The organism is Streptomyces sp. NBC_01267, from assembly GCF_036241575.1.
In the GTDB taxonomy this organism is placed as follows: Bacteria; Actinomycetota; Actinomycetes; order Streptomycetales; family Streptomycetaceae; genus Streptomyces.
In genome coordinates this window covers 4415821-4438679 of sequence record NZ_CP108455.1, presented here as the reverse complement: position 1 = coordinate 4438679, position 22859 = coordinate 4415821, and the positions used below count along the sequence as shown (strand labels likewise).

The 22859-nt window shown below is 70.6% G+C and carries 23 protein-coding genes; 5 read left to right on the top strand and 18 right to left on the bottom strand.

The features are described 5' to 3' along the window. Positions 1-496: 496 nt before the first annotated feature. Positions 497-3022, bottom strand: a complete 2526-nt coding sequence (locus OG709_RS20390) for an ATP-dependent Clp protease ATP-binding subunit (RefSeq protein WP_250305442.1) — start codon at positions 3020-3022, stop codon at positions 497-499. A gap of 430 nt (positions 3023-3452) precedes the next feature. Between OG709_RS20390 and OG709_RS20385 the strand changes: the two genes are divergently transcribed. Then, complete coding sequence (locus OG709_RS20385) at positions 3453-4103, top strand: SCO3374 family protein (RefSeq protein ID WP_329167319.1); 651 nt, start codon at positions 3453-3455, stop codon at positions 4101-4103. Here the strand turns inward: OG709_RS20385 and OG709_RS20380 are convergent. The 10 genes from OG709_RS20380 to OG709_RS20335 all read right to left on the bottom strand — a co-directional run bounded on the left by OG709_RS20380 (position 4082) and on the right by OG709_RS20335 (position 11946). Further along, on the bottom strand, positions 4082-4417 hold the full coding sequence (locus OG709_RS20380) for a histone-like nucleoid-structuring protein Lsr2 (protein WP_250305444.1): 336 nt from the start codon (positions 4415-4417) through the stop codon (positions 4082-4084). The two genes, OG709_RS20385 and OG709_RS20380, sit on opposite strands and share 22 nt — an antisense overlap. Before the next feature lie 156 nt (positions 4418-4573). Further along, a complete protein-coding gene (locus tag OG709_RS20375; protein WP_250305445.1) occupies positions 4574-5095 on the bottom strand; it encodes an amino-acid N-acetyltransferase in 522 nt (173 codons plus the stop codon). A gap of 10 nt (positions 5096-5105) precedes the next feature. Beyond that, the gene (locus tag OG709_RS20370) at positions 5106-5504 is read right to left on the bottom strand and encodes a BlaI/MecI/CopY family transcriptional regulator (RefSeq protein WP_250305446.1); all 399 of its coding nucleotides are present in this window, start codon (positions 5502-5504) and stop codon (positions 5106-5108) included. Positions 5505-5604: 100 nt separating this feature from the next. Next, complete coding sequence (locus tag OG709_RS20365; RefSeq protein WP_250305447.1) at positions 5605-5784, bottom strand: hypothetical protein; 180 nt, start codon at positions 5782-5784, stop codon at positions 5605-5607. A 79-nt stretch (positions 5785-5863) separates the two neighbouring features. Beyond that, complete coding sequence (locus OG709_RS20360) at positions 5864-6430, bottom strand: hypothetical protein (RefSeq protein WP_329169156.1); 567 nt, start codon at positions 6428-6430, stop codon at positions 5864-5866. A 137-nt stretch (positions 6431-6567) separates the two neighbouring features. Then, entirely contained in the window at positions 6568-7365 is a 798-nt protein-coding gene (locus tag OG709_RS20355; RefSeq protein ID WP_250305448.1) for a type III pantothenate kinase, read from the bottom strand. 3 nt (positions 7366-7368) lie between these two features. Next, a complete protein-coding gene (gene nadC, locus OG709_RS20350) occupies positions 7369-8379 on the bottom strand; it encodes a carboxylating nicotinate-nucleotide diphosphorylase (RefSeq protein WP_250305449.1) in 1011 nt (336 codons plus the stop codon). Between the two features lie 2 nt (positions 8380-8381). Continuing rightward, positions 8382-10169: an L-aspartate oxidase gene (locus OG709_RS20345; RefSeq protein ID WP_326694292.1), complete on the bottom strand. Its 1788-nt coding sequence runs from the start codon at positions 10167-10169 to the stop codon at positions 8382-8384. Further along, positions 10166-11050, bottom strand: coding sequence for a pantoate--beta-alanine ligase (gene panC / locus OG709_RS20340; RefSeq protein WP_329167315.1), 885 nt, complete (start codon positions 11048-11050; stop codon positions 10166-10168). The genes OG709_RS20345 and panC overlap by 4 nt, the downstream gene beginning before the upstream one ends. Beyond that, the gene (locus tag OG709_RS20335; RefSeq protein ID WP_250305452.1) at positions 11047-11946 is read right to left on the bottom strand and encodes a Rossmann-like and DUF2520 domain-containing protein; all 900 of its coding nucleotides are present in this window, start codon (positions 11944-11946) and stop codon (positions 11047-11049) included. The genes panC and OG709_RS20335 overlap by 4 nt, the downstream gene beginning before the upstream one ends. A 117-nt stretch (positions 11947-12063) precedes the next feature. Between OG709_RS20335 and OG709_RS20330 the strand changes: the two genes are divergently transcribed. After that, entirely contained in the window at positions 12064-13245 is a 1182-nt protein-coding gene (locus tag OG709_RS20330) for a threonine aldolase family protein (RefSeq protein WP_329167312.1), read from the top strand. Between the two features lie 45 nt (positions 13246-13290). Here the strand turns inward: OG709_RS20330 and OG709_RS20325 are convergent, their stop codons facing one another. Next, complete coding sequence (locus OG709_RS20325) at positions 13291-13500, bottom strand: hypothetical protein (protein WP_250305454.1); 210 nt, start codon at positions 13498-13500, stop codon at positions 13291-13293. Between the two features lie 104 nt (positions 13501-13604). On the opposite strand from OG709_RS20325, the gene OG709_RS20320 reads away from it, so the two are divergent. After that, a complete protein-coding gene (locus OG709_RS20320) occupies positions 13605-14777 on the top strand; it encodes a DUF5937 family protein (RefSeq protein ID WP_266644932.1) in 1173 nt (390 codons plus the stop codon). Positions 14778-14851: 74 nt separating this feature from the next. On the opposite strand, the gene OG709_RS20315 is transcribed toward OG709_RS20320, so the two are convergent. Next, positions 14852-15529, bottom strand: coding sequence for a response regulator transcription factor (locus OG709_RS20315; RefSeq protein WP_250305455.1), 678 nt, complete (start codon positions 15527-15529; stop codon positions 14852-14854). Between the two features lie 16 nt (positions 15530-15545). Then, on the bottom strand, positions 15546-16745 hold the full coding sequence (locus tag OG709_RS20310; protein ID WP_250305456.1) for a sensor histidine kinase: 1200 nt from the start codon (positions 16743-16745) through the stop codon (positions 15546-15548). Positions 16746-16841: 96 nt separating this feature from the next. Here OG709_RS20310 and OG709_RS20305 point away from each other — a divergent pair, with 96 nt between their 5' ends. Next, positions 16842-17858, top strand: a complete 1017-nt coding sequence (locus OG709_RS20305; RefSeq protein ID WP_329167307.1) for an SAM-dependent methyltransferase — start codon at positions 16842-16844, stop codon at positions 17856-17858. 13 nt (positions 17859-17871) lie between these two features. Then, positions 17872-19014, top strand: coding sequence for an NADH-quinone oxidoreductase subunit D (locus OG709_RS20300; RefSeq protein ID WP_250305458.1), 1143 nt, complete (start codon positions 17872-17874; stop codon positions 19012-19014). Positions 19015-19116: 102 nt separating this feature from the next. Here the strand turns inward: OG709_RS20300 and OG709_RS20295 are convergent, their stop codons facing one another. From OG709_RS20295 to OG709_RS20280, 4 genes are all read right to left on the bottom strand, one after another. After that, entirely contained in the window at positions 19117-20139 is a 1023-nt protein-coding gene (locus OG709_RS20295; protein WP_250305459.1) for a hypothetical protein, read from the bottom strand. An 88-nt stretch (positions 20140-20227) separates the two neighbouring features. Continuing rightward, a complete protein-coding gene (locus tag OG709_RS20290; protein WP_250305460.1) occupies positions 20228-21208 on the bottom strand; it encodes an ABC transporter substrate-binding protein in 981 nt (326 codons plus the stop codon). Between the two features lie 191 nt (positions 21209-21399). Then, the gene (locus OG709_RS20285) at positions 21400-22068 is read right to left on the bottom strand and encodes an ABC transporter permease (RefSeq protein WP_250305461.1); all 669 of its coding nucleotides are present in this window, start codon (positions 22066-22068) and stop codon (positions 21400-21402) included. 2 nt (positions 22069-22070) lie between these two features. Next, positions 22071-22772 carry an ABC transporter permease gene (locus OG709_RS20280; RefSeq protein WP_250305462.1) on the bottom strand — a complete coding sequence of 234 codons (702 nt, stop codon included), beginning with the start codon at positions 22770-22772 and terminating at the stop codon, positions 22071-22073. Positions 22773-22859: the final 87 nt, after the last annotated feature.

Here is a 22859-nt window from a genome sequence, read left to right as displayed (position 1 = left end):
GACCGGACACAACACCCAAAACGCCCATCTACGACATCAGGCCGTAGCGACGGCACCAGGAACCCGGCGCCGTTCGGCGGCCCCGGCGCGCTCCGCAGCGACCCGACCCGATCCGGCCGAGGCAGGAAACCGCAGCTGAACCCGGTACCGAGCTGTCCCGCACAGGGGTTCCACCGCGCAGGACGAAGGTCCCGGCCGCCGCCGGCCGGAAGGCCTGGCCGCCTGTACCGGCCGATCCCCTATTCCGCCTAGTAGGCCTCGAACCCCCTGTGGCCCTTGTCACCGGCGTGGGACCAATGCCTGCCGGTTCCGGGACCTTCGGCCCTCGGGCACAACGGGCTGATTCTGTGAGCCAGTTCACCGCCGGGCAGCGCTGAGCGGCGGTGAACCGAGGGACTCGGAGGGGTTCGGAGGACGCAGAAAGGGCGGCCCCGGAACCGATGTACTCGGTTCCGGGGCCGCCCTTCTGTCACTCGGGCCGTTCAACGCATCCGCGTCAGACGTCCTTCGTCATGTTCGGGCCGGAGCCACCCGCCGCCTGCTCGATCGGCGGGGCGTCGGGCAGTGCCGACTTCTCCTCGCCGCGGAAGGTGAACTTCTTCTCCTCACCCTCACCCTCGACGCCGACGACCACGATGTGACCGGGGCGCAGCTCACCGAAGAGGATCTTCTCGGAGAGGATGTCCTCGATCTCGCGCTGGATCGTGCGCCGCAGCGGACGCGCGCCCATCACCGGGTCGTACCCGTGCTTGGCGAGGAGCGCCTTGGCGTCCGGGCTGAGCTCAAGGCCCATGTCCCGGTCGCGCAGCCGCTCGTCGACCTTCTCGACCATGAGGTCGACGATCTGGATGATGTCTTCCTCGGTCAGCTGGTGGAAGACCACCGTGTCGTCGACACGGTTCAGGAACTCGGGGCGGAAGTGCTGCTTCAGCTCCTCGTTGACCTTGGCCTTCATCCGGTCGTAACCGGTCTTGACGTCGCCCTGGGCCGCGAAGCCGAGGTTGAAGCCCTTGGAGATGTCCCGGGTCCCGAGGTTGGTCGTCATGATGATGACCGTGTTCTTGAAGTCCACGACCCGGCCCTGGGAGTCGGTCAGACGACCGTCTTCCAGAATCTGGAGCAGGGAATTGAAGATATCGGGGTGGGCCTTCTCGACCTCGTCGAAGAGAACGACGGAGAACGGCTTCCTGCGCACCTTCTCGGTGAGCTGGCCGCCCTCTTCGTAACCCACGTATCCGGGGGGAGAACCGAAGAGACGGGAAACCGTGTGCTTCTCGCTGAACTCCGACATGTCGAGGGAGATCAGTGCGTCCTCGTCGCCGAAGAGGAATTCGGCGAGCGTCTTGGAGAGCTCGGTCTTACCGACACCGGACGGACCGGCGAAGATGAACGAGCCACCGGGGCGCTTCGGGTCCTTCAGTCCGGCCCGCGTACGGCGGATCGCCTGCGACAGGGCCTTGATGGCGTCCTTCTGCCCGATGACGCGCTTGTGCAGCTCGTCCTCCATGCGGAGCAGCCGCGAGGACTCCTCCTCGGTGAGCTTGAAGACCGGGATGCCCGTGGCCGTGGCCAGCACCTCGGCGATCAGCTCGCCGTCGACCTCGGCGACGACGTCCATGTCGCCGGCCTTCCACTCCTTCTCCCGCTTGGTCTTCGCGGCCAGCAGCTGCTTCTCCTTGTCGCGGAGTGAAGCTGCCTTCTCGAAGTCCTGGGAGTCGATGGCCGACTCCTTGTCGCGGCGGACGTTCGCGATCTTCTCGTCGAACTCGCGGAGGTCCGGCGGCGCGGTCATCCGGCGGATGCGCATCCGTGAGCCGGCCTCGTCGATCAGGTCGATCGCCTTGTCCGGCAGGAAGCGGTCCGAGATGTACCGGTCGGCCAGGGTGGCGGCCTGGACGAGGGCCTCGTCCGTGATGGAGACACGGTGGTGGGCCTCGTAGCGGTCCCGCAGGCCCTTGAGGATCTCGATGGTGTGCGGGAGGGACGGCTCCGCCACCTGGATCGGCTGGAAACGGCGCTCCAGCGCTGCGTCCTTCTCCAGGTGCTTGCGGTACTCGTCGAGCGTCGTGGCGCCGATGGTCTGGAGCTCACCACGGGCGAGCATCGGCTTCAGGATCGAAGCCGCATCGATCGCGCCCTCGGCGGCGCCCGCACCCACCAGGGTGTGGAGCTCGTCGATGAACAGGATGATGTCGCCGCGGGTGCGGATCTCCTTGAGGACCTTCTTCAGCCGCTCCTCGAAGTCACCGCGGTAGCGGGAACCCGCGACGAGCGCGCCGAGGTCGAGGGTGTAGAGGTGCTTGTCCTTGAGGGTCTCGGGCACCTCACCCTTGACGATGGCCTGCGCCAGCCCCTCGACGACCGCCGTCTTTCCGACGCCGGGCTCGCCGATGAGAACCGGGTTGTTCTTGGTACGGCGCGACAGCACCTGCATGACCCGCTCGATCTCCTTCTCGCGCCCGATGACCGGGTCGAGCTTGGATTCGCGGGCAGCCTGGGTGAGGTTGCGGCCGAACTGGTCCAGGACGAGCGAGGTCGAGGGCGTGCCCTCGGCGGGACCGCCTGCTGCGGCGGTCTCCTTGCCCTGGTAGCCGGAGAGCAGCTGGATGACCTGCTGCCGCACCCGGTTCAGATCGGCGCCCAGCTTCACGAGGACCTGGGCGGCTACGCCCTCGCCCTCGCGGATCAGGCCGAGCAGGATGTGCTCCGTACCGATGTAGTTGTGGCCGAGCTGAAGAGCCTCCCGGAGCGACAGCTCCAGGACCTTCTTGGCACGAGGGGTGAAGGGGATGTGGCCGGACGGGGCCTGCTGCCCCTGACCGATGATCTCCTCCACCTGCTGGCGGACCGCCTCGAGCGAAATCCCGAGGCTCTCCAGGGCCTTAGCGGCGACACCCTCACCCTCGTGGATAAGGCCCAGGAGAATGTGCTCGGTGCCGATGTAGTTGTGGTTGAGCATCCGGGCTTCTTCCTGAGCCAGGACGACAACCCGCCGCGCGCGGTCGGTGAACCTCTCGAACATCGTTAATCGCTCCTCAGAGCGGTCGGGCAGCGAGGGGTCGGTCCCCTCCCAGTCCTTCCGCATGCTAGTCCCGCGGGGCGGGACAGCTCATTCCAACTGCCGACACCCGTCCATGGCCTCCGGCCCCGAACAGCCGACAACTGCTCCAACCCGATGGTGCGAGACGATGTTCCCGCAGGCCAGGCAGATACCCCTGTCTCCAGTACGCCGATGGCGAACGTGAGACCGCCTGAACCGCGTGTCGCCCCTCCCCACTAGGTATGTCTTACCCGCAAGCACTGACAGTCCATGCGGCGCGCACCGGTTCCCTCCGCTACGGGCGAACAACTTGGCGCCTCTGAACGCGCGCGCACGCCTCTTGCACGTCAACGGAAAGCAATCAAACGGAAACGCTCCGTAACTCTCCCGCCTTCCGGGAGTTGCTCCGGGCATGGCCCTCACCGTTCCGTCCCCCCGCGAACCGGTCGCAGAAGGCGCCCGCGCCGGAATCAGCCACGGCGAAAGCATCACCCGGTGGTACGAGACGCGGCTCGGCTGGGCGGCGCTCGCGGGGCCGCCGGTGGAGTTGCTGACCGGACTGCGTTTCGACGTGATCGAGCTGCCGTCCGACGCCGGGTTCGCCCTGCTGCGCCGGGTGCCGGGCACCGGGCCGGTGGCTCTCTCGGGCCGCCGGATGCGGCTGCTGGTGGCCGCGGGCAGCGCCGACGAGCTACCGGGGCTGCTCGACTGGCTGGAGTGGGGCGGGATCGCGCTCGATCTGACCGCCATCGGTACGGGCGGCCGGATCACGGCCCCCGCACCTCCCGGCCCGGGTGGCTCGCAGGGGGTCGCCGGCTGGCTGCGACCCCCGGAGCCGGGGCACGAGGTTGAGCCTGCCCTGCCCGTGTTCAGCGGGTTCCGGAAGCACGGCAGCGCTCCCGATCTGGTGCGGCTCGTGGACGCGGCGGCAACGGAATGCCACCGGGCCCGGATGGTGCGTAACGCTGCTGCTTTCCGGAGAGCGCTCCCCGGAAACCGGACTGCAGTTGCCCGGGGGGCGACCCCCGGACCTCTCGGAAATCAGCCGTTGGCCTTCTCGTAAGCCTCGCGGATGTCAGCGGGCACACGGCCGCGGTCATTCACGTTGTAGCCGTTCTCCTTGGCCCACTTACGGATCTCCGCAGTGTCCTTGTTGCCACCGACCGCGATACGGGTCTTGCCACGGCCACCCGCGCCGCGGCCACCGGTGCGCCGGCCGCCCTTCGCGTACGGCTCCAGCAGCGTACGCAGCTTGTCCGCGTTCGCCGTGGTGAGGTCGATCTCGTAAGTCTTGCCATCCAGAGCGAACGTCACTGTCTCGTCCGCCTCGCCACCGTCGAGGTCATCGACAAGAAGGACCTGAACCTTCTGTGCCACCGGATTTCCTTTCATCGAAAAATTCAGTACGCGGAAAGGAAACCGCTTTTCCCAGGAAAACACAAACCCCCGGCAGAGGTTCAGGAGTGCAAGAACACGGGAAACATGCGCGATTCGGACATAGGGTTCCGACGGGGTTCCGACGGCTAGTGGCGCTCACAGGTGCAGAAGCATCCGGCTGTTGCCCAAGGTGTTCGGCTTCACTCGTTCGAGACCGAGGAACTCGGCGACTCCCTCGTCATAGGAACGCAGCAGCTCGCTGTAGACATCTCCGTCGACCGGAGTCTCGCCGATCTCGGTGAAGCCGTGCTTCGCGAAGAAGTCGACTTCGAAGGTCAGGCAGAATACCCGGCGCACACCGATCCACCGCGCGGTCTGCAACAGCTTGTCGAGAACCTGGTGTCCGACCCCGGCGCCCTTGAACTCGCGGTCCACCGCGAGAGTGCGCACTTCGGCGAGGTCTTCCCACATCACGTGGAGTGCTCCGCAGCCGACGACCCTGGCGTCGTCGTCGCGTTCCGCGACCCAGAACTCCTGGATGTCCTCGTAAAGAGTGACCGTCGCTTTGTCGAGCAGGATCCGCTCCCGTACGTACGCGTCCAGGAGTCTGCGTACTGCGGGCACATCGCTGGTCCTGGCCCTGCGGACCGTGAGGGCTTTTGCTGGCGTACCTGACATACGGCCGACGCTATCGGTCCGCGTCTCCGTCACGGTCATCGCGGTCCGCATCACCCTGAACGATGCGCAAAGCATCACGCAGCGCATCGCGCTGCTCGGACGACATCATGCCGAAGAAGGCGACAAGCGCGGCAGCGGAGTTGTCGCTCGTCGACCAGGCTTCGTTCATCAGTGCGGCGGAGTAGGCGGCACGGTTGGAGACCGCGGTATATCGATAGGCGCGGCCCGCCACTTCCCTGCGCACCCAGCCCTTCTGATGGAGATTGTCCAATACGGTCATGACGGTGGTGTAGGCGATGGAACGTTCCCGTTCGAGGTCTTCCAGGACTTCCCGGACGGTGACCGGTCGGTTCCACTCCCAGACCCGTGTCATGACGGCGTCTTCCAGCTCTCCCAATTGGCGGGGCACATACGCACCATAGTGCGAGATGTCATGAATGGCTGGCTATTTACACAGAAAAGGGCGTACGGCGTGAAATGAGCCGTACGCCCTTCGGGCACTGCTGCGATCAGGCGGAGCTGCCGCCTGCCGCCTGGGTCACAGCCTCGGCGCGGGCGAGAGCCTCGTCCACCGCCGCGTCTTCCTTGGCCTTGTTCGGGCCGCCTTGGGTCTTCACGATCGTCATCACGAGGAAGGTGAAGAAGACGGCCATCACCACGGGGGGCACAAGCGCGGAAACGTAGTCCATACGGACAGAGTAGCCAGGGGGTGTCCGGCCCGGTCGACCGGACACCCCTTAGTGACGGACTCAGCGGACCCGGACGGACTCAGCCCACCGCGAAGCGCTGTGCGGGAGGCGTGGCCGGTTTGCGGCGGGGCGGGAAGACCTCGGACGGTTTCGGGGCCGGGCGGGGCGGCACGGGGACGCCGTCGGGCGCCGGGCGCTTGGGCTGGACCGGCTCCCCCTCCTTCCGCCCGCCCGGCAGCGCCAGGAGCCGGGTGCGCTGGCCGGGGGCCGCCGTACGGCCCGCCAGTCCGGCCCGTACCGACCGCTCGGCCAGCGCCCGGCAGCGCCGTAGCAGGGCGTCGCCGGACGGCAGGTCCCGCAGGGTGCGCAGGGCGGCCAGGTCCTCGGCGCGGGGGTCGTAACCGGCGGCCAGGGCGTCCTGGAGGAGCTCGGTGTAGCTGCGGGCCGCACCGGGCAGGGCGTCGCGGTAGCGGGCGAGGTCGGCGAGGAGGAAGGCGCGCAGCCTGCCCGTCTCTCCGATGGCCTCGTCCACGGACTCGGCGAGACGCAGGCAGTCCTGGATGTCCTCGTCGGCGACGGGGGTCGGATTGAGGGCGATGGCAAGGGCGCGTCGGAGCACACGCAGCTCATCCGCGCTGAAGGCCATGCCGCCTCGGGAACCGTAGGGCGTGGGCATGGAACGACGATACGTACTAAAGGGGCAATATCTGCTTAATGCACCGGAAAGCGGCGCGGCGGGGATTTCGGCCCCGCCGCGCCGCTTTCCGGCCGGGTTCCGGCGGATCACATGCGGGAGACGTTGCGCTCGTACACCAGGCGCAGCCCGATCAGCGTCAGCCAGGGCTCGTGCTCGTCGATGACGGTGGCCTCGCTGAGCACCATCGGGGCGAGACCGCCCGTCGCGATGACGGTGACGTCCTCGGGATCGTCGGCCAGCTCGCGGGCCATCCGGGTCACGACGCCGTCGACCTGTCCGGCGAAGCCGTAGATGATGCCGGACTGCATGGCCTCGACGGTGTTCTTGCCGATCACGCTGCGCGGGCGGGCCAGCTCGATCTTGCGGAGCTGGGCGCCCTTCACACCGAGCGCCTCGACCGAGATCTCGATGCCGGGGGCGATCACCCCGCCGGTGTACTCGCCGCGCGCGGACACCGCGTCGAAGGTCGTCGCCGTACCGAAGTCGACGACGACGGCCGGGCCGCCGTAGAGCTCGACGGCCGCGACCGCGTTGATGATGCGGTCCGCGCCGACCTCCTTCGGGTTGTCCATCAGGATCGGGACGCCGGTCTTGATGCCGGGCTCGACGAGGACCGCGGGGACGTCGCCGTAGTACCGGCGGGTCACCTCGCGCAGTTCGTGCAGGACGGAGGGGACGGTGGAGCAGACCGCGATCCCCTCGATGCCGTCGCCCAGCTCGTCGCCGAGGAGGGGGTGCATGCCCATCAGGCCCTGGAGGAGTACGGCCAGCTCGTCGGCGGTGCGGCGGGCGTCCGTGGAGATGCGCCAGTGCTCGACGATCTCGTCGCCGTCGAAGAGACCGAGGACGGTGTGGGTGTTGCCGACGTCGATGGTGAGCAGCATGGGCTACTTCGCCTCGCGCAGGTCGAGACCGATGTCCAGGATCGGCGAGGAGTGGGTGAGCGCCCCGACCGCGAGGTAGTCGACGCCCGTCTCCGCATACGCCCGCGCGTTGTCCAGCGTCAGTCTTCCCGAGGACTCCAGGGCGGCCCGGCCGCCGACGAGGGCGACCGCCTCGGCGGTCTGTGCCGGGGTGAAGTTGTCCAGCAGGATCAGGTCGGCTCCGGCCGCCAGGACTTCGGTGACCTGGGGCAGGGTGTCCACCTCGACCTCGATGGCGAGATCGGGGAAGTCGGCCCGTACGAGCTTGAACGCCTCGGCCACACCGCCCGCCGCCACGACGTGGTTGTCCTTGACCAGGGCCGCGTCGGAGAGGGACATCCGGTGGTTGACACCGCCGCCGCAGCGCACCGCGTACTTCTCCAGGGCGCGCAGCCCCGGGGTGGTCTTGCGGGTGTCGCGGACCTGCGCCTTGGTGCCTTCCAGTGTGTCGGCCCACGCGCGGGTGGCCGTAGCGATGCCGGAGAGGCGGCAGAGCAGGTTGAGCGCGCTGCGCTCGGCGGTCAGCAGGTCCCGGGTGCGGGTGGTCACCGAGAGCAGCTTCTCGCCCGCCGCGACGCGAGCGCCGTCCTCGACGTGCCGTTCGACCTCGAAGGTCTCCGTGCAGACGATGGAGAGAACCGCTTCGGCGATGCGCAGACCGGCGACCGTACCGGCCTCGCGGGCGGTGAAGTCGGCGGTGGCGACGGCCTCTTCGGGCACGGTCGCGAAGGTGGTCACGTCCACGCCGCCGTCGAGGTCCTCGTCGATGGCGAGGTGCGCGATGTCCTCGACCAGGATGGGGTCGAGGCCGGAGTCGGCGAGCAGCGCGGCGAGATCGGGGTCGAGCCCGCACTCCATGGCCTCGGGGTCGTACGCGTCGTCGCCGCAGGCGCAGGCGTCTCCGCAGCCGCCCGCGGACACGGCGCCGTCGGCTTCGCCGCCGATCTGGTGGAGGGGGAGGTCGGGGGTGGTCACGGTCACTGCTCCTGGGGACGCTGGGGGAGGGTCGGGGGAAAGTCCGCGCTGGCCGTGGTGCGTACGTCCAGCGAACGGTCGTGTTGCAGCTGTACGACGAGGTGGCGGCGCCAGTCGGTGTCGTCCCGGTCGGCGTGGTCCTCGCGCCAGTGGCAGCCGCGGGTCTCCTCGCGGCGGAGTGCGGCGGCGGTGAGGACGCGGGCGACGCAGAGGAGGTTGGTGGCCTCCCACGCCTCGACGCCCGGTTCGGCGGGCTTGGCGGGTGTGGCGGACGTGGCAGGTGTGGCGGGCTTCGGTGCGGTGGCTGCTGTGTCCGCCGGTGCCGGTGGGTTCACAGATGCCGCTGTGCTCACAGGTGCGGGAGTGTCCACTTCCGCGCGGATGGCCTCCAGCTCCGCCGCGGCCGTCCTGAGGCTGTCCGCCGAGCGCAGCACTCCGGCGCCCGCCGTCATGATCCGCTGGATGCGGAGGCGGGACTCGGGGGCGAGCAGCGGAAGCGTGACGGGTTCGGCGGGGGCGACGGCCGCGGCGGCCTTCCTGGTGGTGGCAGCGACGTCGTCCGCGATGCGCTCCGCGAAGACCAGCCCCTCCAGGAGGGAGTTGGACGCCAGGCGGTTCGCGCCGTGCACGCCGGTGCAGGCGACCTCACCGCAGGCGTACAGACCGGGGACGGTCGTACGGCCGTGCAGATCGGTGCGGACGCCGCCCGAGGCGTAGTGCGCGGCGGGGGCCACCGGGATCGGCTCGGTCACCGGGTCGATGCCGTGGGCTCGGCAGGCGGCCAGGATCGTCGGGAAGCGCTGCTCCCACATCTCGGCGCCGAAGTGGCGGGCGTCGAGATACATGTGTTCCGCGCCGTGCTCGTGCATGCGGCGGGTGATGGCCTTGGCCACGATGTCGCGCGGGGCCAGTTCGGCCAGCTCGTGCTGACCGACCATGAACCGGACGCCCTCGGCGTCGACGAGGTGGGCGCCCTCGCCCCGTACCGCTTCGGAGACCAGTGGCTGCTGGCCCTCGGCGCCCGCGCCGAGGAAGAGCACCGTGGGGTGGAACTGGACGAATTCGAGGTCCGAGACGTCCGCGCCCGCGCGCAGGGCGAGGGCCACGCCGTCGCCGGTCGAGACGGACGGGTTGGTGGTCGCCGAGAAGATCTGGCCCATCCCACCGGTGGCGAGGACGACCGCGGGTGCACGGACGGCGCCCACGCCGTCGTGCTGGCCCTCCCCCATGACGTGCAGGGTGACACCCGCCGTACGGCCTTCGGCGTCGGTGAGGAGGTCGAGGACCAGGGCGTTCTCGACGGTGTGCAGCGCAGCGGCGCGGACCGCTTCGACCAGTGCGCGGGAGATCTCCGCGCCCGTCGCGTCGCCGCCCGCGTGGGCGATCCGGCGGCGGTGGTGGCCGCCCTCGCGGGCGAGCGCGAGGGTGCCGGTGGCGTCGGTGTCGAAGTGCGCGCCGGTCGCGATGAGGCGGCGTACGGCGTCGGGGCCCTCGGTGACCAGGGTGCGTACCGCGGTCTCGTCGCAGAGCCCGGCGCCGGCGACCAGCGTGTCGTCGAGGTGCTGTTCGGGGGTGTCGCCCTCACCGAGCGCGGCGGCGACGCCGCCCTGTGCCCAGCGGGTCGACCCGTCGTCGAGGCGGGCCTTGGTCACGACGACGGTGCGCAGGCCCGCCGCGGTGCAGCGCAGCGCGGCGGTGAGACCGGCGACGCCGGACCCGACGATCACGACGTCGGCGTCGAGCGACCAGCCGGGGACGGGTGCGTGCAGGCGTATTCCGGTTCCGGTCACTGTGGCTCCCCGAAGGTCAGCGGGATGTTGTCGATCAGGCGCGTCGCACCGACCCGGGCGGCGATCGCGAGGACCGCCCCGCCCTTGTGGTGGTCGTCGGCCTCGGTGAAGTCGGACGGGTCGATCAGGGACAGGTAGTCGAGGGTGAGCGGCGCGCCCGCGACGGCGGCCCGTGCCGCGGCGCGCACGGCCGCGGGGGTGGCGTCGCCGGTCGGCGACGGTGCCGCCGCCAGGACGTCCCGGCCCGCGAACAGGGCCCGGGAGAGGACCAGCGCGGTGGCGCGGTCCTCGGCGGAGAGGAAGCGGTTGCGGCTGGAGAGAGCCAGGCCGTCGGGCTCGCGGACCGTCGGTACGCCGACGATCTCGACCGGGAAGTTGAGATCGCGCGCCATCCGCCGGACCAGGGCGAGCTGTTGGGCGTCCTTCTGCCCGAACAGCGCGAGGCCGGGCCGGGTGAGGTGCAGCAGCTTGGCGACGACGGTGAGCATCCCGTCGAAGTGGCCGGGGCGCGCCGAGCCCTCGAAACGCTCGCCCATGGGGCCCGCCGCGATCCGCACCTGAGGCTCCCCACCCGGGTAGACCTCGTCCACGGCCGGGGCGAACACCGCGTCCGCACCGGCCAGTTCGGCGACGGCGAGGTCGGCTTCGAGGGTGCGGGGGTAGCGGTCGAGGTCTTCACCCGCACCGAACTGGAGCGGGTTGACGAAGATTGTGACGACGACCTGACCGGTCCTCCCCACCAGCTCCCTCGCCGTACGGATCAGGGTGGCGTGGCCCTCGTGGAGGGCGCCCATGGTCATGACGACGGCGCGCCTGTCGGTGGACGGCGCGGTGCGCGGCAGGGCGTCCAGCTCGGCGGCCGTGTGCAGCAGGGCGGTCATCGGGTCTCCTCCTCGCCGAGGACACCGAGCAGGTCCTCGGCCAGTTCCGGCTTGAGCAGACCGTGCGCGAGGGCGCGGTCCGCCGTCGTACGGGCCATCGCGAGATATCCGGCGACGGCCTGCGGGGCGTGCTTGCGCAACTCTTCGACGTGCGCCGACACCGTGCCCGCGTCGCCGCGGGCGACCGGTCCGGTCAGCGCCGCGTCACCGGACCTGAGGGCGTTGTCGAGGGCGGCGCCGAGGAGCGGGCCGAGCATCCGGTCGGGGGCGGCGACCCCGGCCGTACGCAGCAGCTCCATGGACTGGGCCACCAGGGTGACCAGGTGGTTCGCGCCGATGGCGAGCGCCGCGTGGTAGAGCGGCCGGGACTCCTCGGCGATCCACTCGGGCTCGCCGCCCATCTCGATGACCAGTGCCTCGGCGGCGAGCCGCAGCTCGTCGGGGGCGGTCACGCCGAAGGAGCAGCCGGCCAGCCGCTGGACGTCCACCGAGGTGCCGGTGAAGGTCATCGCCGGGTGCAGTGCCAGCGGCAGGGCTCCGGCGCGCAGCGCGGGGTCGAGCACCCGGGTGCCGAACCGGCCCGACGTGTGGACCAGGAGCTGTCCCGGGCGGACCGCGCCGGTCGCGGCCAGTCCCTCGACCAGCGCGGGCAGCGCGTCGTCGGGCACGGTCAGCAGGACCAGCTCGGCCCGCGCCAGCACCTCGGCCGGGGGGACCAGGGGGACATCGGGGAGCAGGACGGCGGCCCTGCGCACGGAGGCGTCGGACACACCGGACGCGGCGACCGGACGGTGCCCGGCCAGCTGGAGCGACGCGGCGAGCGCGGGGCCCACCCGGCCGGTGCCGACGACGCCGACGGTGAGCCGGGCGGGGCGGGTGTCTACTGATGCGTTCATGTGGGACGGCCTTCCGTTCCAGTCCGCGAGGGGTACCGGACGATTTCCCCGTCATGCTACGCCCAGGTTTCGGGGCACTCGGGAGACTGTCCACAGGCTGTGGGTGATGATCTGAATATGACCCATGACACGGACGAGAACGAGCAGGACGAGCAGAACGAGCGGGACGAGCAGAACGAGCGGCAGCGCAGAACGGCCGCGCTGCGGGGGGCGAAGCACATACTGTCGCGTCCGTCCGCGCACGCCACGCTGGGCGAGCGGCTGACGGCGCTGGCCGCGGACGCGGGAACGGTGTACGACCTCGGCGAATCCGTCGACCTGTACGGCGGCGGGGTCGTCGCCGCGTTGGAGGAGCGGGTGGCCTCGCTGCTCGGTTTCCCCGCGGCGGCCTTCTTCCCCACCGGCACGATGGCCCAGCAGGTCGCGCTGCGGTGCTGGGCGGAGCGCACGGGCAACGCCACGGTCGCCCTGCATCCGCTGGCGCACCCGGAGATGCACGAGGGGGGCGCTTTCGGGACGGTGAGCGGACTGCGTACGGTCCACCCGACGTCGGCGCCCCGGCTGCCCACCGCCGACGAGGTGCGCGACTTCGGCGAACCGTTCGGGACGCTGATGCTGGAACTTCCGCTGCGCGACGCCGGTTTCTCCCTGCCGACCTGGGACGAGCTGGTGGCGGTCGTCGATGCGGCCAGGGAACGTGACGCGGTGGTGCACTTCGACGGCGCACGGCTGTGGGAGTGCACCCCGCACTTCGGCCACGGCCTGAAGGAGATCGCGGGGCTCGCGGACAGTGTGTACGTGTCCTTCTACAAGTCGCTGGACGGCCTTTCGGGCGCGGTGCTCGCGGGTCCCGAAACGCTCGTCGACGAGGCGCGGGTCTGGCGGCACCGGTACGGCGGGCAGATCTTCCAGCAGTACCCGGCCGCGCTGTCGGCGCTGGTGGGGCTGGAGCGGGAGCTGCCGCGGCTGGCCTCGTACGTCGCTCAGGCGAAGGTGGTCGCGGCCGGGCTGGCGGAGGGGTTCCGGGAGGCCGGGCCGGCGTGGTTCCGGATCAACCCCGAGGTGCCGCACACGCACCAGTTCCAGGTGTGGCTCCCGTACGACGCGGAGATGCTGACCCGGGTGGCGGTCGAGCAGGCGGAGGAGACCGGGGTGGCGCTGTTCCACCCGTTCCATCCTGCGCCGGGCGGGGTGCCGGAACTCTCGTTCACCGAGGTGACGGTGGCGGGGCCGGGGCTGTCGTGGACGGTGGCGGACGTGGTGTCGGCGGTACGGGAGTTCGTGCGACGGGTGGGGTGACCGGCGGCGGACCTGCGAGGGGGAACCCGCGCCGTACCGGCTGCTTCAACCGGTTCTCCGCAGCAGGCCCCACCAGCGCCGCCGCCCTGCCCGTCGGCGCCCGGACGGTGCGGTCCCGGCGGACCGCGCCATCCGCGCCGTCCGCGCCATCTCCCCGATGGCCTCCCAGTCGTGCTTGCCGGGCAGCGGCGGAGCCAGTTCCCCCCGTTGGGCCGCACGGTAGGCGTCGAACATGTGCTGCTGATTGGCGTTCATGGCCCCACCCTGCGTGCCCGCTCCGGCCCCCTGAGCGCCGTTTGACGAGGCCCGTCAATCGACGGCCGGTTGTCAGTGGGGGCAGGCACCATGGATGCATGAGCGTGGACATCGACATCACCGGACTGCCGCCGGACGGGATCACTTTCGAGCCGTCGCCGCTGGCCGAGCTGGGCAACGCCCTGCATGTGCTGTCCGAGCCGGGGCACCACCCGGGACTGCACGGCTGGGCCACGGCGACGTCCGCCGCGCTCCCCGCGGACCTCGCCGACCGGCTGCACGAGGCGGAATTCCTGTGGCGCTCCACGTTCTCGGACATCTTCATGCCGTTCGCGGGGGTCCGGCCGGCGTACAGAGGGCGTACGGACGGCGGGCCCACGCACGGCGCGCACCTGGGTGACAGGCATACGGGCAGCAGGCCCGGAGCGACGCTGGCCGAGGACCTGGATCTGCTCGATCTGCTGCCGGACGACGAATTCGTCACCGTCGCGATGGAGTTCACCTGTTCCGTCACCTACAACATCGGTGGGCCCTCCCCGCTCTCGGACTCCGGAGTGCGGGCGCGTTCCCTGGACCTCGCGGCGGCGCGCGGCCCCAGACAGCTCGACTTCACCAGACAGCTGCTGAACGACCCGGTCACCGTCCGGGCGTGGATCCGGCGTCTCTTCGAGGACTGCGAGCAGGCGTTCTTCGGCGACACCTGGCGGCGCATACGGTTCCAGCTGGCCGCCGACGCCCGGCACAAGACCGAGCTGCTGCGGCACAAGGGCCTCGCCGAGGCCGTGACCGCGGTCTCCGCCGCCCTGTCGATGGACGAGACGGGTACCCGCATCAGCGCCGACAAGCTCTCGGAGGGCCGGTCGGTGGCCATGGGCTCGCCCGCCGGGGACGGACTCACCTTCGTACCGACGAGTTTCGGCTGGCCCCACCTGCTGGTGCTGCACCGCCCGGACTGGCGCCCGGTGGTCCAGTACCCGGTCGCGGCGCCCGAGCTGCCCTCCCCCGCCTCCGTGGAGCTGCTGAAGCTGCGGCTCGAAGCGCTGGCCCACCCGATGCGGATGCGACTGTGCAGAGATCTGGCCCGCGCCTCGCACACCACGGGCGAACTGGCCGACACGCACGGCATATCCGCGCCCGAGGTCTCCCGTCATCTGGCGCTGCTGAAGCGGGCCGGGCTGATCACCACCAGGCGCCGCGGACGGTACGTACTGCACCAGCTGGACCTCACCGTGGTGGCCCGGCTCGGCAGCGACTTCCTGGAGGGGGTACTCCGCTAGGACCTGCCCGACAGGAGCTGCCCGGCCGGATCTGCCCGGCCGGTCTCTGCCGGGCCTGCCTCCGACGGCGCGGCTCAGCGCGCTCCCGAGCCGCCCGCCCTGACCAGCCCCGTCTCGTACGCGAGCACCACCACCTGCACCCGGTCCCGGAGCTCCAGCTTGGTGAGGATGCGGCCCACGTGCGTCTTGACCGTGGCCTCGGACAGCACCAGGTGCGCCGCGATCTCGCCGTTCGACATGCCCTGGGCGACCAGCAGCATCACCTCGCGCTCGCGCTCGGTGAGCCGCCCGACGCCCTTGTGCTGGGGACCGGACGCCCGGCCCGGCAGCATCGGTGAGAAGCGGTCGAGCAGCCGCCTGGTCGTCGACGGCGCCACCACCGCGTCGCCGCTGTGCACCGAGCGGATCGCGGCGAGCAGTTCCGCCGGGGGCACGTCCTTCAGCATGAAGCCGCTGGCGCCCGCCTTCAGACCGGAGAAGGCGTACTCGTCCAGGTCGAAGGTCGTCAGGATCAGCACCTTGGGCGCGTTCGGCTGCGCACAGATCTGCCGGGTCGCCTCGACACCGTCGAGCCTCGGCATCCGGACATCCATCAGCACCACGTCGACCGCCGACGTCCTGAGGATGTCGATGGCCTCGGCGCCGTCGCCCGCCTCCGCGACGACCTCCATGTCCGGCTGGGCGGCGAGCACCATCCGGAAGCCGGTGCGGAGAAGCACCTGGTCGTCGACGAGCATTACCCGGATCGCCATTTCGTACAAATCCCTTCTAGTGGGCGGGCCTGAGCGGGAGCAGCGCGCTGATCCGGAAGCCGCCGCCGGGGCGCGGGCCCGCGTCCAGCGTGCCTCCGACCATCCCGATGCGCTCCCGCATCCCGATCAGACCGTGTCCCTGCCCGTCGGCGCCGCCGTCCGTGTACAGCTCGTGCGCCGCGCCGCGGCCGTCGTCCTCGACGAGCAGACCGAGCCCGTCGTCGAAGTACACGAGCCGAACGCTGGCGCCCACGTCGGGCCCGCCGTGCTTGCGCGTATTGGTGAGTGCTTCCTGCACAATGCGGTACGCCGTGAGCTCCACGCCACTGGGCAGCGGACGCGGTGTCCCCTCGACCTGGAAGTCCACGGTCAGTCCCGCGGTCCTGACCTGGTCGACCAGCTCCTGGATCTGCTCCACGTCGGGCTGCGGTACGTACTCCCCGCTCTCCTGCGCGTCCCCGGTCCGCAGCACCCCCAGCAGCCTGCGCATCTCGGCGAGCGCCTGGCGGCCGGTGGAGGAAATGGTCTCCAGGGCCTGCTTGGCCTGGTCGGGCGAGGCGTCCATGACGTAGGCGGCGCCGTCCGCCTGGACGACCATGACGGAGACGTTGTGCGCGACGACATCGTGCAGTTCGCGGGCGATGCGGGCCCGTTCACCCGCCACCGCCACCTTCGACTGCGCCTCGCGCTCCTTCTCCAGGCGGGCGGCCCGTTCCTCCAGCTGCGCCAGGTAGGCCCGGCGCGTGCTCATCGAGTCGCCGAGCACCCAGGCCAGGACGAACGGCACGGTCAGCACGACCGTGAAGAAGACCTCCTGGACCCAGTTGTGGACCGTCGGCTCGGGCCAGCGCAGCTGCGCGAGCGTGCCCGCGCTCAACGCGCCGACCAGGGCGAACCGCGAGGCCCAGCGCTTCCCGACGGCGGCGACCGTGTAGATCAGCAACAGCATCGCGAAGTCGGCCAGGGACGACTGGACGTCGAGGGCCAGCTGGGCGAGCCCCATCACGGCGGTCAGCACCAGCATCTTCTCGGGCGCGCGACGGCGCAGCGCGACGGCGGTGCACAGCCCGACGGCGATCGGGACGGCCGCGGCTCGCTCATGGGCCGGGTAGTTGCCCAACACGTACTGCACGCCGCAGATCCCGAGGAGGACGACGGCCCAGAAGCTGTCGACCCAGGTCGGGTGTCTGCGGATGAAGGCGTAGAGGCGCTGCACGTAACCCAGCGTAGGGAAGCCGAACAGGTGTCAGGGTCAACCGGAGGGCCGATCCGCTGCCCCGGGGAGTACTCCCCAAGGTGGAGACTTGACGCCGTGACTGATGAGTGGCGTGGGTGGCGTGAGGCGGCCGAGACCGCGCTGTACGGGGCGGACGGGTTCTATCTGCGGCCGGAGGGGCCCGCCGGCCACTTCCGCACCTCGGTGCACGCCTCCCCGCTGTTCGCCTCGGCGGTCGCCCGGCTGCTGACCGGTCTCGGCCTCCGCGAACCGGCCCTGGTCGACATGGGCGCGGGCCGCGGCGAACTGTTGTCGGGGGTGCTGGCCGCGCTGCCCGACGGTTTCCCGGTACGGGCGTACGCCGTCGAGCGGGCCGCCCGTCCGCCCGGCCTCGACGAGCGGGTCGTGTGGACCGCGGAGCCGCCGGCCGGGGTGTGCGGGCTGCTCTTCGCGAACGAGTGGCTGGACAACGTACCGGTCGATGTGGCGGAGGCGGACGCGGACGGGACGCCGCGCTACGTCCTGGTACGGACGTCGGACGGCGCGGAGCGGCTCGGGGATCCGGTAGCCGGGGCGGACGCGGAGTGGCTGGACCGCTGGTGGCCGCTGACCGAGCCGGGCCTGCGGGCCGAGATCGGCCGCCCGCGCGACGAGGCGTGGGCGGCTGCGGCCGGCACGCTCGACGGCGGTCTGGCGGTCGCCGTCGACTACTCCCACACGCGCGGGTCCCGGCCGCCCTTCGGCACGCTCACCGGTTTCCGCGCGGGCCGGGAGGCACGGCCGGTCCCGGACGGAAGCTGCGACATCACCGCGCACGTGGCCCTGGACGCGTGCGCGGCAGCCTGCGGCGGCGGAGACCTGCTCACCCAGCGGGAGGCACTGCACCGCCTGGGCGTGACCGGCGCACGCCCCCCGCTGACGCTGGCCTCCACGGATCCCACGGCGTACGTACGGGCGCTGGCGGCGGCGGGAGAGGCCGCGGAGCTGACGGACCGGGGCGGGCTGGGGGTGTTCGGCTGGCTGATGACGCCGGCAGGACCGGGCCCGCAGCCGGAGCCGAGCCAGGGGCGGGTGGGGAAACCACCGTCCGCACGGGGATACTGGCCCGCATGACGGAGACGACGGTATGACGGAGACGACGGTCGGCATCGGCGGTGCCGCGGAGACCACCGACATGGTGCTCAACATCGGCCCTCAGCACCCCTCCACTCACGGCGTGCTCCGCCTCCGCCTGATCCTGGACGGCGAACGCATCCAGCAGGCCGAGCCGGTCATCGGCTACATGCACCGCGGCGCGGAGAAACTCTTCGAGGCCCGCGACTACCGCCAGATCGTCATGCTCGCCAACCGCCACGACTGGCTCTCCGCCTTCTCGAACGAGCTGGGCGTCGTGATGGCCGTCGAGCGCATGCTCGGCATGGAGGTGCCGGAGCGGGCGGTCTGGATCCGTACGCTCCTCGCCGAGCTGAACCGGGTGCTCAACCACCTGATGTTCCTCGGCTCGTACCCGCTCGAACTGGGCGGGATCACCCCGGTGTTCCACGCCTTCCGCGAACGCGAAGTGATCCAGGCGGTGATGGAGGAGGTCTCCGGCGGCCGGATGCACTACATGTTCAACCGGGTCGGCGGCCTCAAGGAGGACCTTCCGGCGGGCTGGCTCGGCCGGGTGCGGGAGGCGGTGGCCGATGTCCGCTCGCGCATGGACGTGTACGACGACCTCGTCCTCGGCAACGAGATCTTCCGCGGCCGGACCCGCGGGGTGGGGGTCCTCTCCCGGGAGGCCGTGCACGCGTACGGCGTGAGCGGGCCCATCGCCCGCGGCTCGGGCGTCGACTTCGACCTGCGCCGCGACGAGCCGTACCTCGCGTACGGGGACCTTCAGGACACGCTGCGGGTCGTCACCCGGGACGAGGGCGACTGCCTCGCCCGTTTCGAGGTCCTGCTCGGCCAGACCCACAACGCGCTGGACCTGGCCGACGCGTGTCTGGACCGGATGGCCGGCCTGGCTCCCGGCCCGGTCAACCAGCGGCTGCCGAAGGTGCTCAAGGCCCCCGAGGGCCAGACGTACGCCTGGACCGAGAACCCGCTGGGCATCAACGGCTACTACCTGGTGTCCAAGGGCGAGAAGACGCCGTACCGCCTCAAGCTCCGCTCGGCGTCCTTCAACAACATCCAGGCGCTGACCGAGCTGCTGCCGGGCACCCTGGTCGCCGACATGGTGGCGATCCTGGGCTCGCTCTTCTTCGTCGTCGGCGACATCGACAAGTAGGACCGGCCGCCGCCCGGCCGGGAAGCCGGGTCGGGAAGCCGGGCGTTCGCGGACTCGCGGGTTCCGAGGGCTCGCGGGTTCGCGGGTTCGCGGGTTCGCGGGCTACGAGATCGCGCTGCGCAGCCCCGTCAGGTCGAGCTGTTCCGTCTCGTCGTGTGCGGTCAGATCGATGACCTGGCCGATCCCGCGCTCCTCGTCACCACCACGGCCGGCCTCGGCCTCGTGCGCCTCGATCGCCTCGGCGCCCACCACGTCCGCCAGGTCCTCGTTCTGCACGGACTCCAGCTGCGCGGGCTCCAGGGCCGCGGGCACCTTCTGCATGCCGAAGAAGTCGAAGCGGCCCACGGGCCGGTTCGCCCGGCCCTGCTGAGGGGTGTACGGCGCGACGGCCGTGGCCGGGACGTTGCGCGGGGCCGGGAGGTTCTGCGAAGCGGGGACGTGCCGGGGAGCCGGGAGGGCTGACGGCGGGTCCGTGTGCTCGCTGACGGCCGCCGAGTGCTTCCCCTCCGGTTCCACCGCTTCGGCTCGGTCCTGCCGTGCCTGCCGGTCCCGCTGCGCCTGCTGGGCCGCCGCGTTGCGCGTGAGGGCGTCCAGCGCCCGGACAGCGCTCGTGTACGCGGCCGGGGTGGGCGTGGAGTTCGCCGCGGGCAACGCGGCCCGTGCCGGGGCCGCCGCCTCGATCGCCAGGAGCCTGCGGCCTTCGAGCGCGCTGGCCCGCTCGGTCTCGGCGTTGGCGTACCGGCGCAGCAGGGCGGCGTGTTCGCCGCGCAGCCCGGCCAGTTCGATCCGCTTGGAGCGCAGCTTCGCCTCCAGCTTGACGCGCAGCGCGCGCGACTCCTCCAGGTCGCCCTCCAGTTCGGCGGCCCGCTCCTCGGCCTTCCACTCGTCCCCGGCCCGCGCACGGGTCAGTTCGGCGACGCGGCGGCCGGCCACCCGGTCCCAGCTGCGCATCAGGAACGCGCCGGTCACCGCGGCGGCTGCCGCGCCCGCGACCAGACAGCGAAGTACCAGAGGATCCGCGAACAGCCAGGCGCCGGCGGCGAGAAGAAGCGAAGCACCGGCTACGGCCGAGGGCTGGAGAAGCCTGTGCAGGGGTGGGGAATGGCGGTGGCGTCCACGTGGCATGGCTCGAAATTTACCGTGCGTGCGAGCCGAATGGACGACCGCACCGGGATTTGTTCCCCAGCGGTTACCTCCATTCCCCACCGGCCCACTAGTTGATCAAGCTCTTCGACTTCAGATAGTCCTTCGCCACATCGCCGGGCTTCGCGCGCTCGGAGTCGACCTTGCGGTTCAGCTGTACAAGATCATCTGTCGTCAGCACCTTGGTGAGCTTCGCCAGTGCCGCGGCGATCTCCGCGCTGCCCGCGTCCTTCGCATTCACGACGGGCAGGACGTTGTCCGCGTTCTGGAGGTGCTTGTCGTCCTGGAGCAGGACGAGCCCGTAGGTGTCCAGCGTCGCGTCGGTCGTGGTGGTCAGCACCAGTTGGTCGGTGCCGTCCTTGACGGCCTGCTTGGCCTGCGGGGTACCGACGCCCTTGGGGTCCACGCCGGTCACATCGATGCCGTACTTCGACTTCAGGCCCGGCTCGCAGAACGGCCGGATCGTGCATTCGTCGCCCGCCGCGATCTTGACCTTCGCCTTCGACCTGCCCAGATCCGAAAGGGACTTGAGCTTGTTCTTCGCGGCGAATTCCTTCGTCACCGCGAACGCGTTCTGGTCCACGGCGGCGCCGGCCGGAAGCGCCTTCAGTCCGCGCGGTCCGGCGAGCTTCTGCAGCGCCGCGACGGTCGCCGTCACATCCCCGGAAGCCACCGGCTTCTTCTCGGCCTGCTTCGCGCCGTTCGTCTTGGCGTTGAGGAATTCGGCGAGCGTCGCCGCGTATTCCGGTACGACGTCGATCTCGCCCTTCTCCAGCGAGGGTTCGTACAGTTCCCGGTTGTTCACCGTGGTGACCGAGGTCTTGTACCCCGCGTCGGCCAGCACCTGGCTGTACAGCTCGGCGAGCACCTTGGACTCGGTGAAACCGGCCGCGCCGATGACGAGCGAGCCCTTCTTTCCCGAGCCGGCCGCGGTGCTCGAATCCCCGCCGTTCTTGTCCTTCTCCAGACTGTTCCCGCCGCACGCCGCGAGGGAGCCCGTCAGAGCCACCACGCCGAGTACCGCGCCCGCTATCCGCGAGGTCTTGATCATGAGGTCCACTCCAAATGCCACGTGCCGGACGGCACGTGATAGGCGATACACAAGAGGCGATGCAAGACCGACCGGCACAGAGGGGCCGGTAGGTCCAGGAGTCGTGAAACGCGAGAAGCGACAGGCGTGGTGCCACGGAGGTGTGGTGCCACGGAGGCGTGGTGCCACGGAGGAATTCGGACCGGGCACGGTCAGGCGACCTTCCGACGCGGGTCGAGCAGCTTGTCGGCCACCACCAGCAGGACCTCGACGAGGAGCGCCAGCGCGGCGACGAGGAGCGCGCCCGCCACCACCTGCGCGGTGTCGTACGTGTTGAACCCGGCGGTGATGATCCGGCCGAGCCCGCCGCCGCCGGTCATCGCGGCGAGCGTCGCGGTGGCGATCACCTGGACGGCCGCGGACCTGAGCCCGGTCATGATCAGCGGGTACGCGAGGGGCAGTTCGACCCGTACGAACAACTGGCGCCCCGACATCCCCATCCCGCGGGCCGCCTCCACCACCGACCGGTCCACCTCGCGCATCCCGGTGTACGCGTTGGTCAGCAGCGGCGGCACCGCGAACAGCACCAGCGCGATCACCGTCGGCAGATCGCCCCGGGTGCGCAGCGGCGTCAGCAGCAGCAGGGCCAGCACCGCGAAGGTCGGTATCGCCCGGCCGATGTTGGAGATGTTCACGGCCAGCGCGCCGCCCCGCCCGAGATGCCCCAGCCAGAGCGCGACCGGCAGCGCGATGAGACACGCCAGCGCGAACGCGGTCCCGCTGACGGTCAGGTGCTCGGCCAGCCGGTGCCCCGCGCCGTTCTCCCCCGACCAGTTCGCCCCCGTCGTCAGCCAGGTCCAGGCATCGGTCAACTCGCCCATGGTCAGCCCGCCTCCGCCGCACGAACCGCCTTCGGCGTCCGTATTCGGGTCCAGGGCGTCAGCAGCCGCTGCACGCCGAGCAGCAGCAGATCGGCCACGACAGCCAGCAGTACGCAGAGCACGGAGGCGGTCAGCACCTGTGCCTTGAAGAGGGTCGGCAGCGCGTCCTGGATGAGATTGCCCAGGCCGCCTTTTCCGACGATCGACCCGACCGTGGTCAGCGCGACCGTCGAGACCGTCGCGATCCGCACCCCGGCCAGTACCGCGGGCAGCGCCAGGGGCAGTTCGACCTCCCAGAGCAGCCTGCCGGGTCCGTACCCCATCCCCCGCGCGGCCTCCCGCGCGTCCTCGGGCACCGCGGCGAGACCGGCCATGATGTTCCGTACGAGGATGGTCAGCGAATACAGCACGAGCCCCGTGATCACCAGCGCCGCCGACAGACCGAACCACGGCAGCAGCAGCGAGAACATCGCCAGCGAGGGCACCGTGTAGAGCACGGTCGTCAGGCCGAGCACCGGCCCGGCGAACATCCGCCCACGGCGCGCGAGCAGCGCCAGCGGGAACGCCACCACCAGCCCGATCGCCACCGAGACCACCGTGATCCAGATGTGCTGGACCGTCGCGTCGGTCAACTCCTGGCTGCGGGAGGTGACGTACTGCCAGCAGATCCAGTCATTGCGCTGTATGCATGTCTCGCCCGTCATCCCGTCCCCCTCCCCCGTCACGGTGACGCCTCGCGCCGTGATCCGAAACCCAATTACGGCAACTGAGTGGCGACCCTATCCCCGGCC

Bases quoted from the DNA above. Each gene is read 5' to 3' on its own strand.
- OG709_RS20290 (WP_250305460.1), bottom strand. From the start codon at position 21,208: ATGATCAAGACCTCGCGGATAGCGGGCGCGGTACTCGGCGTGGTGGCT.
- OG709_RS20315 (WP_250305455.1), bottom strand. From the start codon at position 15,529: ATGGCGATCCGGGTAATGCTCGTCGACGACCAGGTGCTTCTCCGCACC.
- OG709_RS20285 (WP_250305461.1), bottom strand. From the start codon at position 22,068: ATGGGCGAGTTGACCGATGCCTGGACCTGGCTGACGACGGGGGCGAAC.
- OG709_RS20385 (WP_329167319.1), top strand. From the start codon at position 3,453: ATGGCCCTCACCGTTCCGTCCCCCCGCGAACCGGTCGCAGAAGGCGCC.
- OG709_RS20330 (WP_329167312.1), top strand. From the start codon at position 12,064: ATGACCCATGACACGGACGAGAACGAGCAGGACGAGCAGAACGAGCGG.
- OG709_RS20355 (WP_250305448.1), bottom strand. From the start codon at position 7,365: ATGCTGCTCACCATCGACGTCGGCAACACCCACACCGTCCTCGGTCTC.
- OG709_RS20335 (WP_250305452.1), bottom strand. From the start codon at position 11,946: ATGAACGCATCAGTAGACACCCGCCCCGCCCGGCTCACCGTCGGCGTC.
- OG709_RS20390 (WP_250305442.1), bottom strand. From the start codon at position 3,022: ATGTTCGAGAGGTTCACCGACCGCGCGCGGCGGGTTGTCGTCCTGGCT.
- panC (WP_329167315.1), bottom strand. From the start codon at position 11,050: ATGACCGCCCTGCTGCACACGGCCGCCGAGCTGGACGCCCTGCCGCGC.
- OG709_RS20365 (WP_250305447.1), bottom strand. From the start codon at position 5,784: ATGGACTACGTTTCCGCGCTTGTGCCCCCCGTGGTGATGGCCGTCTTC.
- OG709_RS20300 (WP_250305458.1), top strand. From the start codon at position 17,872: ATGACGGAGACGACGGTCGGCATCGGCGGTGCCGCGGAGACCACCGAC.
- OG709_RS20280 (WP_250305462.1), bottom strand. From the start codon at position 22,772: ATGACGGGCGAGACATGCATACAGCGCAATGACTGGATCTGCTGGCAG.
- OG709_RS20375 (WP_250305445.1), bottom strand. From the start codon at position 5,095: ATGTCAGGTACGCCAGCAAAAGCCCTCACGGTCCGCAGGGCCAGGACC.
- OG709_RS20360 (WP_329169156.1), bottom strand. From the start codon at position 6,430: ATGGCCTTCAGCGCGGATGAGCTGCGTGTGCTCCGACGCGCCCTTGCC.
- OG709_RS20295 (WP_250305459.1), bottom strand. From the start codon at position 20,139: ATGCCACGTGGACGCCACCGCCATTCCCCACCCCTGCACAGGCTTCTC.
- OG709_RS20325 (WP_250305454.1), bottom strand. From the start codon at position 13,500: ATGAACGCCAATCAGCAGCACATGTTCGACGCCTACCGTGCGGCCCAA.